The organism is Leclercia sp. UBA2479, assembly GCF_002341985.1.
GTDB classification, from domain to species: Bacteria; Pseudomonadota; Gammaproteobacteria; order Enterobacterales; family Enterobacteriaceae; genus Enterobacter; species Enterobacter pneumoniae.
In genome coordinates this window covers 76,777-90,132 of record NZ_DDPB01000011.1, presented here as the reverse complement: position 1 = coordinate 90,132, position 13,356 = coordinate 76,777, and the positions used below count along the sequence as shown (strand labels likewise).

General features: G+C 55.2%; 11 protein-coding genes. 6 read left to right on the top strand and 5 right to left on the bottom strand.

Translation table 11 applies throughout. The features are described 5' to 3' along the window. Positions 1 to 67 precede the first annotated feature (67 nt). The 3 genes from metF to metB all read right to left on the bottom strand — a co-directional run bounded on the left by metF (position 68) and on the right by metB (position 4,809). Positions 68 to 955: a methylenetetrahydrofolate reductase gene (metF, locus tag B3B59_RS17300; protein ID WP_040078036.1), complete on the bottom strand. Its 888-nt coding sequence runs from the start codon at positions 953 to 955 to the stop codon at positions 68 to 70. 258 nt (positions 956 to 1,213) lie between these two features. After that, positions 1,214 to 3,646: a bifunctional aspartate kinase/homoserine dehydrogenase II gene (locus tag B3B59_RS17295; RefSeq protein ID WP_046886218.1), complete on the bottom strand. Its 2,433-nt coding sequence runs from the start codon at positions 3,644 to 3,646 to the stop codon at positions 1,214 to 1,216. A 2-nt stretch (positions 3,647 to 3,648) separates the two neighbouring features. Then, positions 3,649 to 4,809, bottom strand: a complete 1,161-nt coding sequence (gene metB, locus B3B59_RS17290) for a cystathionine gamma-synthase (RefSeq protein ID WP_040078034.1) — start codon at positions 4,807 to 4,809, stop codon at positions 3,649 to 3,651. A 277-nt stretch (positions 4,810 to 5,086) separates the two neighbouring features. Here metB and metJ point away from each other — a divergent pair, with 277 nt between their 5' ends. Then, the gene (gene metJ / locus B3B59_RS17285; protein WP_007369220.1) at positions 5,087 to 5,404 is read left to right on the top strand and encodes a met regulon transcriptional regulator MetJ; all 318 of its coding nucleotides are present in this window, start codon (positions 5,087 to 5,089) and stop codon (positions 5,402 to 5,404) included. 69 nt (positions 5,405 to 5,473) lie between these two features. Here metJ and B3B59_RS17280 read toward each other — a convergent pair whose 3' ends face one another. Both B3B59_RS17280 and rpmE read right to left on the bottom strand, forming a co-directional pair. Beyond that, positions 5,474 to 6,154, bottom strand: coding sequence for an oligogalacturonate-specific porin KdgM family protein (locus B3B59_RS17280; RefSeq protein ID WP_233804036.1), 681 nt, complete (start codon positions 6,152 to 6,154; stop codon positions 5,474 to 5,476). A gap of 332 nt (positions 6,155 to 6,486) precedes the next feature. After that, positions 6,487 to 6,699 carry a 50S ribosomal protein L31 gene (rpmE, locus tag B3B59_RS17275; protein WP_040078031.1) on the bottom strand — a complete coding sequence of 71 codons (213 nt, stop codon included), beginning with the start codon at positions 6,697 to 6,699 and terminating at the stop codon, positions 6,487 to 6,489. Between the two features lie 201 nt (positions 6,700 to 6,900). Here rpmE and priA point away from each other — a divergent pair, with 201 nt between their 5' ends. From priA to hslU, 5 genes are all read left to right on the top strand, one after another. After that, complete coding sequence (gene priA / locus B3B59_RS17270; protein ID WP_207292630.1) at positions 6,901 to 9,096, top strand: primosomal protein N'; 2,196 nt, start codon at positions 6,901 to 6,903, stop codon at positions 9,094 to 9,096. A gap of 136 nt (positions 9,097 to 9,232) precedes the next feature. Further along, the gene (gene cytR, locus B3B59_RS17265; RefSeq protein WP_040078029.1) at positions 9,233 to 10,258 is read left to right on the top strand and encodes a DNA-binding transcriptional regulator CytR; all 1,026 of its coding nucleotides are present in this window, start codon (positions 9,233 to 9,235) and stop codon (positions 10,256 to 10,258) included. Between the two features lie 82 nt (positions 10,259 to 10,340). Continuing rightward, positions 10,341 to 11,342, top strand: a complete 1,002-nt coding sequence (gene ftsN / locus B3B59_RS17260) for a cell division protein FtsN (RefSeq protein ID WP_046886214.1) — start codon at positions 10,341 to 10,343, stop codon at positions 11,340 to 11,342. Between the two features lie 94 nt (positions 11,343 to 11,436). Continuing rightward, positions 11,437 to 11,967 (top strand): ATP-dependent protease subunit HslV, encoded by a 531-nt coding sequence (gene hslV / locus B3B59_RS17255; protein ID WP_003862036.1) that lies wholly within the window; start codon positions 11,437 to 11,439, stop codon positions 11,965 to 11,967. Between the two features lie 9 nt (positions 11,968 to 11,976). Beyond that, positions 11,977 to 13,308 carry an HslU--HslV peptidase ATPase subunit gene (gene hslU / locus B3B59_RS17250; protein ID WP_233804039.1) on the top strand — a complete coding sequence of 444 codons (1,332 nt, stop codon included), beginning with the start codon at positions 11,977 to 11,979 and terminating at the stop codon, positions 13,306 to 13,308. Positions 13,309 to 13,356 lie beyond the last annotated feature (48 nt).

The window sequence follows — 13,356 nt, the reverse complement described above, 5'->3', positions numbered from 1 at the left end:
GATAGTTAATTCCTTTTAACTTATCGCCCGCTTAAAAACCTTGCAAACTATTGGGATATTTTAAAGATCACGCCGGACGAACGCCCAGCGTGTGGCAGATGGCGTAACTCATCTCCGCACGGTTCAGGGTATAGAAGTGGAAGTCTTTCACCCCTTCCCGGCTCAAGATCTTCACCATATCCATCGCGATACTTGCCCCCACCAGCTTGCGGGTTTCTGCATCGTCATCCAGACCTTCGTACATTTTGGACATCCAGTGTGGAATGCGCACGTTGGTCATGTCGGCAAATTTCTTCGCCTGCTTAAAGTTAGAGACTGGCAGAATGCCCGGAATGATTTCAACGTCGATACCCGCAGAGACGCAGCGGTCACGAAAGCGCAAATAACTCTCTACATCGAAAAAGAACTGAGTGATGGCACGACTGGCACCAGCATCCACTTTGCGCTTCAGGTTCAGCAGGTCCGCCTGGGCGCTTTTCGCTTCCGGATGCACTTCCGGATAAGCCGCAACGGAGATATCAAAATCACCGACCTCTTTCAGTAAGGCAACCAGATCGGTCGCGTACATCTCAGGTTTACCGCTTCCCGGCGGAAGATCGCCGCGCAGGGCAACGATATGACGAATACCGTTGTTCCAGTAATCTCTGGCAATCGCACTCAGTTCTTCGCGGGTGGCGTCGATGCAGGTCAGGTGCGGAGCGGCTTCCAGACCGGTTTGCTCTTTAATGCCTTTGATGATGCTGTGCGTACGGTCACGCTCACCGGAGTTAGCCCCGTAGGTTACGGAGACAAACTTAGGCTTCAGGCTGCTAAGGCGATCGATAGAGGCCCACAGGGTTTGCTCCATTTCACTGGTGCGCGGCGGGAAAAATTCAAAAGAGACATTAATCTGGCCATTTACTTCTGCCAGGCTCTGATTCAGGGCTTCCCGCTGGTTGGCGTGAAAAAAGCTCATACCTTACCTCATCAATCGCGTGTGGTTGTTTGTTATGCTGTGAACTTCTATACGTTTAGACGTCCAGATGTAAAAATGACGGAAAAGCGGAGTGGCGTCAACAGAAATAATCATCATTGACGGTGAGGAATACTCAGGGGAGATGAAGGGAGTTCATGGTGGGGTTTGGGTGCAGTCTGTCCACCCTCACCCCGGCCCTCTCCCTCAGGGAGAGGGAGAAGACGGTTCTCTCCCCGGGCGGGGAGAGAACCAGCAAGATTACAGCAGTTGCGCCAGACGGTTGATATCTGACTGAATGGCGCCAGCGGTGACATCGCGCCCCGCGCCAGGCCCACGGATCACCAGTGGGTTATCGCGATACCAGCGGCTTTCAATGGCAAAGACGTTATCACATGGCAGCAGCGCCGCCAGCGGATGCTCCGGACGCACGGCTTCTACCCCGACGCGGGCTTTACCGTTGGCATCGAAGCGCGCCACGTAGCGCAGCACCAGCCCCATCTCACGCGCGGCTTCCAGACGTTGCACCATTTGCGCGTTCAGCTCGTCACCGTTCTCGAAGAAGTGATCGACAGAGCCCTCCTCGCATCCTGCAGGCACAAGCGATTCGACACGTACGGCGCTGGGTTCGATATCGTAGCCCGCTTCACGCGCCACAATGACCAGTTTACGCATCACGTCTTTCCCGGAGAGATCGACGCGCGGATCCGGTTCGGTCAACCCCTGCTGCCATGCCTGATCCACCAGGTCCGTAAAGGGCACGGTACCGTCAAACTGCAGGAACAGCCAGGAGAGCGTACCGGAGAAGATGCCGCTGACAGCCAGGATGCTGTCGCCGCTTTCAATCAAATCACGCACCGTGTGGTTCACCGGCAAACCGGCCCCCACGGTGGCGTTATAAAGCCAGTGGCGACCCGTTTTTTCAAACGCATCGTGGATTTGGCGATATTTATCGGTATTGCTCGCCCCGGCCAGTTTGTTCGCGCTAATCACGTGGAAACCGTGGCTGGCAAAATCCAGGTACTGATCGGCCAGCTGCTCACTGGCGGTGACGTCCAGCACCACTAAATCGTCATACGGATGCGCTCGCATCCACAGGAAGAGCGACTCTTCATCCTGCTCGACCGCTTCGTCGTTAAAGAACGCGAGCGCCCGGCTGGCATCCAGCCCTTCGTAGTTCAGCAAGCTACGGCGGCTGTCCACCACCCCCGCCAGCACAAATTCGAAGCCGGTACGCGCCGACAGGGTTGTCTGCTCGCGAGCAAACAGCTCAAGCCAGCGAGAACCGATGTTACCTTTGCCGAACAGTACCAGGCCAATACGCTTTTCCGCGCGGAACAGCGAGGTGTGTAGCCCCTGAATCAGACTTTCGGTCGGCCCTTTACGCAGCACGGCAACCAGGCTGATGCCCTCTTCCGACTGCCAGGTGAACTCCACCGGCTGGCCTTTCAGTTGCTGCCAGAAACGGTGGCAGTGCAGCGGGTTGCGGGTGACGCCCGCACCGACCATCGCTACCAGCGCCAGCCCCTGGCGCAGACGAAGTTCGCCCGGCAGGCCTGCTTCATCCAGAATTTTTAAGGCGCTGTCCGCCACTTCTGCGGTATAGCAGAACTGCAGCAGCTGACGGTCGTTATGCACGCCAACGGCCAGCGGACGCACCTGAGCACGCTTCAGAACCAGATCGATATCTTTATGCGCCAGCTTAAAGTCCTGACCCGCCGGCACCTGGAACTCAATCAGGCAGATATCATCATGACTGGTCACAATACGTGCGCCGGTACCGGAGGCCAGCACGCGTTCGATGCGGGTAGAGCCCTGATCCGGGGTGTAGCTGCAACGGAGTTGTAGATCGATATCGCTGCCGGAAACCGGCTGCAGGGTGCGCGCATGCAGAACCGGTGCGGCCAGACGCGCCAGCTCGCTGGCTTCGTCCAGACGCAGAAGCGGCAGCAGACAGGCATCTTTAACTTTACGCGGGTCGGCACTGTACACGCCGGCGACGTCGCTCCAGATGGTGACGCGGTTAACCCCCGCCAGCGCACCGATTTGGGTTGCCGAATAGTCAGAGCCGTTACGCCCCAGCAGCACGGTTTCGCCCGCGTTGCTGCGGCTGATAAAACCGGTCACGACGATGCGTTTACCCGGATGCTGTACCAGCAACTGTTGCAGCAGCGGATAGGACAAGCCTTCATCCACCTGCGGCTGCGCAGCGCGTTCGGCGCGCAGGAAGTCACGCGCATCAAGCCAGGCGGCTTCAAGACCTTGTTGTTCCAGAACGGCGGCCATCAGCCGCGCAGACCAGACCTCGCCGTGGCCAACCACTTCAGCGTAAACCGCATCGGTCACGCCGCTATCCAGCAAGCCGGCCAGACGTTCGAGATCGTGAATGAAGGTACTGATCAGGCCATCCGCCACCTCGGCAGGCAGCAAACCGGCAATCAGTTCGCTCTGGTAACGGCGTAATGACTGTTGTACCTGATGCGCAGAGAGACGATCGGTCTGGCTTAATTTCAGCCAGCTAATCAACTGGTTGGTGGTGCTGCCCGCCGCAGAGACAACCATCATGTCCCCCGGCATCGAATATTCCGCCATGATCCCCGCGACCCGCAGGTAACATTTCACATCAGCAAGACTACTACCACCAAACTTATGCAGTTGACGACCCTTCGCCCCTGCCTGCGCTATCACACTCATGATTACCCCTTGGCTGCGACCCGGAAGCCATTTTCCAGATCGGCAATTAAATCTTCACAATCTTCAATACCGGTTGAGATGCGTAGTAGCGTCTCAGCGATCCCGGCGGCGGCACGCGCTTCTGGCGCCATGCCAGCGTGGGTCATTGTTGCGGCGTGGGAGATTAAGCTTTCAACGCCCCCTAATGATTCCGCCAGCGTAAACAGTGACAACCCGCTCAGGAAGCGACGCAGCGTCTGCTCGTCGCCATCCAGTTCAAAACTTAACATCGCACCAAAGCCCTTTTGTTGACGGGCCGCAATCTCGTGCCCCTGATTTTCCGGCAGCGACGGGTGATAGAGCTTTTTCACCAGCGGCTGGGTCTTCAGAAAATCGACAATCGCCTGGGCATTACGCTGCGCCACTTCCATACGCGGCGACAGGGTGCGCAGTCCACGCAGCAGCAGGTAGCTGTCAAACGCACTGCCGGTGACGCCGATGTTATTCGCCCACCATGCCAGTTCGGTGACAAGCTCAGGATCCTTTGCAATCACTACCCCGGCGACCACGTCAGAGTGGCCGTTCAGGTATTTAGTACATGAATGCAATACCAGGTCCGCACCCAGCGCTAACGGATTCTGCAGCGCAGGACTGAGGAAGGTATTATCCACTACAGTTATCGCTCCCGCATCCCTTGAGAGCTGACAAATTTGTGCAATATCGACGACGCGCAACAGCGGATTGCTTGGACTTTCCACTAAAACCAGCTTTGGCTTCTCCGCCAGCGCCTGTTTTAGCGCCTGCTCATCCCCCTGATCGACAAACAAGACGCGGTAGCAACCCCGTTTTGCCAGGCTGTCGAACAGACGGTAACTGCCTCCGTAGCAGTCGTGTGGGGCCACCAGCAGATCGCCAGGTTTCAGGAACACCGTGGTGACAAGATGAATAGCCGACATGCCAGTATTGGTCAGTACCGCGCCGGCGCCGCCTTCCAGTTCTGCCAGCGCACGCTGGGTGACATCACGCGTAGGATTGCCACGACGCGAGTAGTCATGCGCGCGCGGTTCATTAAATCCGGTGAAGTTATAGGTACTGGAGAGATGAATCGGCGGGACGACGCAGCCATACTGCTCGTCGTCATTCAATCCGCTACGCACTGCAATGGTGGCCTGTTTACGCGTCATGGTGAAGGCTTCCTGGCTTAATGGATGAAAAGTCAGGCATCAGAGTAAACATTGATTATATGGACGTCAATACATCTGGACATCTAAACTTCTTTGCGTATAGATTGAGCAATACGCAAATAGCCGTTAAAATTATATGCTTTAGCGCATAACGCAGAGGCAATATCCGTGTCACAGCGGCGTCTCTACGGTAAACTACGCGGGATTATGGCCCCGGCCCCGGCAGTCGCTGCGGCGTTGGCCTCATATTAATGACTTAGAGGATTAAAGGTATCTCATGGCTGAATGGAGCGGCGAATATATCAGCCCATACGCTGAGCACGGTAAGAAGAGTGAACAAGTAAAAAAAATTACGGTTTCCATTCCTCTGAAGGTGTTGAAGATCCTCACCGATGAACGTACGCGTCGTCAGGTGAATAACCTGCGTCACGCCACTAACAGTGAACTGCTGTGCGAAGCGTTCCTGCATGCGTTTACCGGTCAGCCCTTGCCTAACGATGAAGATCTGCGCAAAGAGCGCAGTGATGAAATTCCGGAAGAGGCGAAGGTGATCATGCGTGAACTGGGCATCGACCCGGATACGTGGGAATACTAAGGCAGCCAGGCTGAATCAGCCCTGACGATAAAATGCGATCCCGCTGAGCCGACTCAGCGGGATGGCTTCTTAGAAGTTGTAGCCTAAGCCCATACGAAAACGTGTTTGACGATCGTCGGTTGTCGCCGTGTTGTATCCGGACGCGACATTGCCCACCTCTGCAAAGGGCACCCAGGAATCTATTTTATAGGCCACGCGGAAGTTATATTCGTAATCCTCTTTTTTATTATTATATAGATTTTCATTATCTGCGAACTTATAGAGGCCGTTAAGTTCGAGCATGACATTATCGATATTATAACCCAGCCAAATTTCTGGGCGATAAACCATACGGTCATCTCGCCCCTGCGCATTACGCCGCGTATATTCCGTACGGTAGCGAAATGCTGTCCACCAGTTCTCATTTATAGCGTACTGTACGCGTAAATAGGGCTTATAAATTGCCATATCTTCGCCCATCTCCACGGCAATGCCCGGTTGCCAGAGTAAACCTTGCCAGCCAAACTGATAACTCGCCGTATATTCACTGCTATTACTTTCCATATTATTGAGCGCGTCGTTTGACTGCTTGTTATCAGAACGTGCGACACCCTCGACCGCCACCCCAAAGCCCGTTCCAAAGCGATGTGACATGTACACGCGGTCGTAGTTACGTCCGTCATCATAATACTCGTGTCGGTAATCTACATACCCTGCCTGCGCCGCGCACGATAGAAATGGAAGCAGTAATAAAAGTGGCTTCATTTTCATAACAATTCCCTCGAAGTCTATATTCAATCCTGAATGCCATCGCTAAAAAATGGCAAAATAAAAACAAGACACGAGCGAAGTGTAGAATTACCCGAAGCGGGAAACCTTTTATATTTGGACGCCCAGAATAAATGCGTGGCAAAGAGATCAAGAAAACAAAGATGAATATCACCCTCTGTTAAAGAATAAGCCAGACAAATATTTGAGCGGGAAATATAAAAAGAGAGTAATGGAAAATAATGATTTTTAATTTAAATAAAAAGAAGTTAATTATTCAGGCAGTATATTGCAGGCATAAAAAAAACCGCCCGTAGGCGGTTTCTTCTGGAAGCTTATTTCGCGCCCGGGATGCTGAAACGCTTGTTGAAGCGGTCAACACGGCCACCGGTTGCAACATCACGCTGCTTACCAGTGTAGAACGGGTGGCATTTACCGCACACGTCCAGGTTCAGATCGTGGCCCACGGTGGAGCGGATCTGGATAGCGTTACCGCAAGAGCAGTTTGCAGTAATCATTTCGTATTTCGGGTGAATATCTTTTTTCATGGGAGAACCTCAGTAAAGGCCGCGTCGCTCTTCCAGCCCTAACGCCAGACACCACGCGATGTTGAATGTAAGTTCTTTGGCGTAAAGTACACCAAAGGCGGCGAATCATACAGAATTTAACCAGGCGATGCAAACTGATCCGCACGCCGCCTTTCACTAATGTGTATACTAACGCGCCACTTTTCAAGTCAGGAAGATTCGATGCCCGTTGCTCACGTTGCCCTGCCCGTTCCGCTTCCCCGCACCTTTGATTACCTGCTGCCCGACGGCATGGTTGCTCAGGCTGGCTGCCGCGTGAACGTGCCGTTCGGTAAGCAGCAGCGGGTAGGGATTGTGGTCTCAGTCAGTGAGCAAAGTGAGCTGCCGAGAAGCGAACTGAAAAGCGTGGTCGAGGTGCTGGACGACGAACCCGTCTTCTCCGCCAGCGTATGGCGGTTACTGCTCTGGGCCGCCGATTATTACCACCATCCGCTGGGGGACGTGCTCTTCCATGCGCTACCGATCCTGCTGCGACAGGGCAAAAATGCCCGCCATGCCCCTCAGTGGTACTGGTTTGCCACCGAGCAGGGTCAGGCGGTGGATATCAACAGCCTGAAGCGCTCGCCAAAACAGCAGCAGGCGTTGGCAGCACTGCGTCAGGGGCGTATCTGGCGCCATCAGGTAGAAGATCTGGAATTTAATGACGCCGCGCTGCAAGCGCTGCGTAAAAAAGGGCTGTGTGAACTAGCAAGTGAAGCCCCGGCCATTCAGGACTGGCGTAACGGCTTCTCCGTGGCGGGTGATCGACTGCGGCTTAATACCGAGCAGGCGACGGCGGTAGGCGCTATTCATAGCGCATCGGATCGCTTCTCCGCATGGCTGCTGGCAGGCGTGACGGGCTCAGGTAAAACAGAAGTTTATCTTAGCGTGCTGGAGAACGTCCTTGCTCAGGGCAAGCAGGCGCTGGTGATGGTGCCGGAGATCGGCCTGACGCCGCAAACCATCGCCCGCTTTCGCGAGCGTTTTAATGCGCCGGTTGAAGTGTTGCACTCCGGCCTGAACGACAGCGAGCGTCTCAGTGCCTGGCTGAAGGCGAAAAATGGTGAAGCGGCGATTGTTATTGGTACTCGCTCTTCTCTGTTTACCCCTTTCAAGAATCTGGGCGTCATTGTTATCGATGAAGAGCACGACAGCTCTTATAAACAGCAAGAGGGCTGGCGTTATCACGCCCGCGACCTGGCGGTGTACCGTGCCCATAGCGAGCAGATCCCGATTATTCTTGGCTCCGCCACGCCCGCGCTGGAAACCCTGCATAACGTGCGCCAGCGTAAGTACCATATGCTGCGCCTGACCCGCCGCGCGGGGAATGCCCGACCGGCGACGCAGCATGTGCTCGATTTAAAAGGTCAGCAGGTGCAGGCGGGATTAGCACCAGCGCTGATCGCGCGTATGCGTCAACATCTGCAGGCGGATAACCAGGTCATTCTGTTTCTCAACCGTCGCGGTTTTGCGCCGGCACTGCTGTGCCATGATTGCGGCTGGATCGCCGAGTGCCCGCGCTGCGACCACTACTATACTCTGCACCAGGCGCAGCATCATTTGCGCTGCCACCACTGCGATAGCCAGCGGCCAATACCACGCCAGTGCCCCTCTTGCGGCTCCACACATATGGTGCCGGTAGGGTTAGGCACCGAGCAGCTTGAGCAGGCGCTCAGCCCCTTTTTCCCGGATGTACCTATCTCACGTATTGACCGGGACACCACCAGCCGTAAGGGTGCGCTGGAGCAGCACCTGGCCGAAGTACATCGCGGCGGTGCCCGCATTTTGATCGGCACCCAGATGCTGGCGAAGGGGCACCACTTCCCGGACGTGACGCTGGTTGCGCTGCTGGACGTGGATGGCGCCCTCTTCTCGGCGGATTTCCGCTCTGCAGAGCGCTTCGCCCAGCTGTACACCCAGGTGGCGGGACGTGCAGGACGTGCGGGTAAACAGGGCGAAGTGGTGCTGCAAACTCACCATCCCGAGCATCCGCTGCTGCAGACCTTGCTGCAAAAGGGCTACGACGCCTTTGCCGAGCAGGCGCTGGCAGAGCGGCAATCGCTGCAGTTACCGCCATGGACCAGCCATGTCATTATCCGGGCAGAAGATCATAATAATCAGCAGGCTCCCCTGTTCCTGCAGCAGCTACGGAATCTGTTGCAAGCCAGCCCGCTGGTAGACAATCAGCTCTGGATCCTCGGGCCGGTACCCGCCCTGGCGCCAAAACGCGGCGGACGCTATCGCTGGCAGATTTTGCTTCAGCACCCCTCTCGTATTCGCTTACAGCACATCGTCAGCGGAACCTTAGCGCTCATCAATACCTTACCTGAAGCGCGCAAAGTGAAGTGGATGCTGGACGTCGATCCCATCGAAAGCTGAACCGCAATGAGAGGGGGATCGTAAAATTCAATGTGCATCACACTTTTTATGAAAATTCTGTAACCGATTCCATAAACTATCTGATAAAAAATGGGGTAATTCAGTAGATCGGTGATGCGCCTGTGAGGAGAAGACGTTGAAGTCCAGGAAAGAGGTTGCTCCGGCGACCATGAAAGATGTTGCCCTGAAGGCGAAAGTCTCGACGGCAACCGTATCCCGCGCATTAATGAACCCCGATAAAGTCTCTCAATCTACGCGCAATCGCGTAGAACAGGCGGCTCTTGAGGTAGGTTATCTGCCTCAGGCAATGGGACGTAACGTCAAACGTAACGAATCCCGCACCATTCTGGTCATCGTGCCGGATATCTGCGATCCCTTCTTTAGCGAAATCATTCGCGGTATTGAAGTTACCGCTGCGGCGAAAGGCTATCTGGTGCTGATTGGCGATTGTGCTCATCAAAATCAGCAGGAAAAGACCTTTATCGATTTGATCATTACCAAGCAGATCGACGGCATGTTACTGCTCGGCTCACGCTTGCCTTTCGATGCCAGCATCGAAGAGCAACGCAATCTGCCGCCGATGGTCATGGCTAATGAATTTGCGCCTGAACTGGAGCTGCCGACGGTTCACATTGATAACCTCACCGCCGCCTTTAATGCCGTGAATTATCTGCAAGAGCTGGGGCATAAACGCATTGGCTGCATCGCCGGGCCAGAAGAGATGCCGCTGTGTCACTACCGCCTGCAGGGATACGTCCAGGCGCTGCGCCGTGCGGGCGCAACGGTGGATCCCCACTACATCGCCCGCGGCGATTTTACCTTTGCCGCTGGCGGGCTGGCGTTAGAGACGCTGCTGGCGCTGCCGGAACCGCCAACCGCGGTCTTCTGCCATAGCGATGTGATGGCGCTGGGGGCGCTCTCCTGTGCCAAACGCCAGGGTCTGCGGGTGCCCCAGGATCTCTCCATCATCGGTTTTGATAACATCTCCTTGTCTGAGTTTTGCGATCCGCCGCTCTCAACCGTGGCCCAACCTCGCTTTGAGATTGGCCGTGAAGCGATGCTCCTGCTGCTCGATCAGCTGAATGGCCAGACGGTCAGCAGTGGATCGCGTTTACTGGATTGCGAATTGATCGTTCGCGGTTCTACGCGGGCGCTGACGTAAATCAGACTCCCTTATCTGGTCAAAGGCCCGTCGCTTAAGTAACATGACGGGCTGACAAACGAATAAATACAGCGAAACGATAGTGGCACAACGAGATTATGTACGTCGCGGCCAGCCGGCACCTTCGCGACGCAAAAAGAGTAGCCCAAAGAAACAGCAACGAAACCTGCCTGCTGTCTCGCCTGCGATGATCGCAATTGCCGCGGCTGTCGTGGTGGCTTTTATTGGCGGCCTGTACTTTATTACGCATCATAAAAAAGAAGAGACTGAGGCGCTTCAGGGCAGCAAAGTCGCCGGAAACGGCCTGCCGCCAAAACCTGAAGAGCGCTGGCGTTATATCAAAGAGCTGGAAAGTCGCCAGCCAGGCGTGCGTGCGCCAACCGAACCCTCCGCCGGAGGGGAGGTGAAGAACGCCGATCAGCTAACGAACGAACAGCGTCAGCTATTGGCTCAGATGCAGGCCGACATGCGCCAGCAGCCTACGCAGCTGAACGAAGTCCCGTGGAATGAACAAACGCCCGCGCAGCGTCAGCAAACGTTGCAGCGTCAGCGTCAGGCTCAGGTCCAGCAGCAACAACAGCAGCAGCAGTGGTCGCAAACCCAGCCGGTACAGCAGCCTCGCACGCAGCCGCGCGTGACGGAACAGCCTTATCAGCAGCCGCAGCAGCAAACGCGCACGGTACAGACGCAACCTGCCCAGCAGCCAAAAGCGCAGCCGCAAAAGCAAGCGGCTCAGCCGTATCAGGATTTGCTGCAAACACCAGCGCATACCACCGCACAGCAGCCGAAAACGCAGCAGGCTGCACCGGTTACCAAAGAGACCGAGGCGCCGAAGCAAACGGCTGAGAAAAAAGATGAACGTCGCTGGATGGTACAGTGTGGTTCGTTTAAAGGGGCAGAGCAGGCGGAAACCGTACGTGCCCAGCTGGCGTTTGAAGGATTTGATTCACGCATCACCACCAATAACGGCTGGAACCGCGTGGTAATCGGCCCGGTGAAAGGCAAAGAAAATGCCGATGGCACCATTTCCCGTCTGAAAGTCGCGGGCCACACAAACTGTATCCGACTCGCATCCGGGGGTTGAAACCCCCAAATTCTCCCCCATCTATCATTCTATTAAGCCCTGAGCACTGGCTCAGGGCATCTGTTTCCCGAATTTGTAACCAGGGGGTCTGCTCGTGACAACAATAGTAAGTGTACGCCGTAACGGCCAGGTGGTGATTGCCGGTGATGGCCAGGCCACGCTGGGTAATACCGTCATGAAGGGCAACGTGAAAAAAGTTCGCCGTCTGTATAACGACAAAGTGATCGCCGGTTTTGCGGGCGGTACTGCGGATGCCTTCACGCTGTTCGAGCTGTTCGAACGTAAACTGGAAATGCACCAGGGTCATCTGGTGAAAGCCGCCGTTGAGCTGGCGAAAGACTGGCGTACCGATCGTATGCTGCGCAAGCTTGAAGCGCTGCTGGCAGTGGCGGATGAAAACGCGTCGCTGATCATCACCGGTAACGGTGACGTCGTGCAGCCAGAAAATGATCTGATTGCTATCGGCTCTGGCGGTCCGTATGCCCAGGCCGCAGCCCGCGCACTGTTGGAAAACACCGACATGAACGCGCGCGATATCGCTGTGAAGGCGTTGGATATTGCAGGTGATATCTGCATTTATACCAACCACAACCACACCATTGAAGAATTACCGTCTAAAGCGTAAGGATCGCCCATGTCTGAAATGACCCCACGCGAAATTGTCAGCGAACTGAACAAACACATTATTGGCCAGGACAACGCTAAGCGCTCCGTGGCGATTGCCCTGCGTAACCGCTGGCGCCGTATGCAGCTTGACGAAGATCTGCGCCACGAAGTGACCCCAAAAAACATTCTGATGATCGGCCCGACCGGTGTCGGTAAAACCGAAATCGCTCGTCGTCTGGCAAAGTTGGCCAATGCGCCGTTTATCAAAGTCGAAGCGACCAAGTTCACCGAGGTGGGCTACGTAGGTAAAGAAGTGGATTCCATCATCCGCGATCTGACCGACTCTGCGATTAAAATGGTGCGCGTGCAGTCCATCGAGAAAAACCGTTATCGCGCCGAAGAGATGGCCGAAGAGCGTATTCTCGACGTCCTGATCCCACCGGCGAAGAACAACTGGGGCCAGGCAGAACAGCCTCAGGAGCCCTCTGCAGCACGCCAGGCATTCCGTAAAAAACTGCGCGAAGGCCAGCTGGATGACAAAGAGATTGAGATCGATCTCGCTGCGGCACCGATGGGCGTTGAAATCATGTCTCCACCAGGCATGGAAGAGATGACCAGCCAGCTGCAGTCTATGTTCCAGAACCTGGGCGGCCAGAAACAAAAACCGCGTAAGCTGAAAATCAAAGATGCGATGAAGCTGCTGATTGAAGAAGAAGCGGCAAAACTGGTTAACCCGGAAGAGCTGAAGCAGGACGCGATCGACGCAGTTGAACAGCACGGTATCGTGTTTATCGATGAGATCGATAAAATCTGTAAGCGCGGCGAATCCTCCGGCCCGGATGTTTCTCGCGAAGGCGTACAGCGTGACTTGCTGCCGCTGGTGGAAGGCTGCACCGTCTCCACTAAGCACGGCATGGTGAAAACCGACCATATTCTGTTTATCGCCTCCGGCGCATTCCAGGTGGCGAAGCCCTCTGATCTGATCCCGGAACTGCAGGGTCGTCTGCCAATCCGTGTAGAACTGCAGGCGCTGACCACAGAAGATTTCGAGCGCATCCTGACCGAACCTAACGCCTCTGTAACCGTACAGTACAAGGCGCTGATGGCGACCGAAGGGGTGAATATCGAATTCACCGAAGACGGTATCAAACGTATCGCTCAGGCCGCATGGCAGGTGAACGAAACCACCGAAAACATCGGTGCACGTCGTCTGCATACCGTGCTGGAGCGTCTGATGGAAGATATCTCTTACGATGCCAGCGATCTCAATGGTCAGAGTATTACAATTGATGCCGACTATGTGAGTAAGCACCTTGATGCTTTAGTAGCAGATGAAGATCTGAGCCGTTTTATCCTATAATCGCGTTCATTGCATTTTCATCACAAACGATGGGGCTGAAAAGCCCCA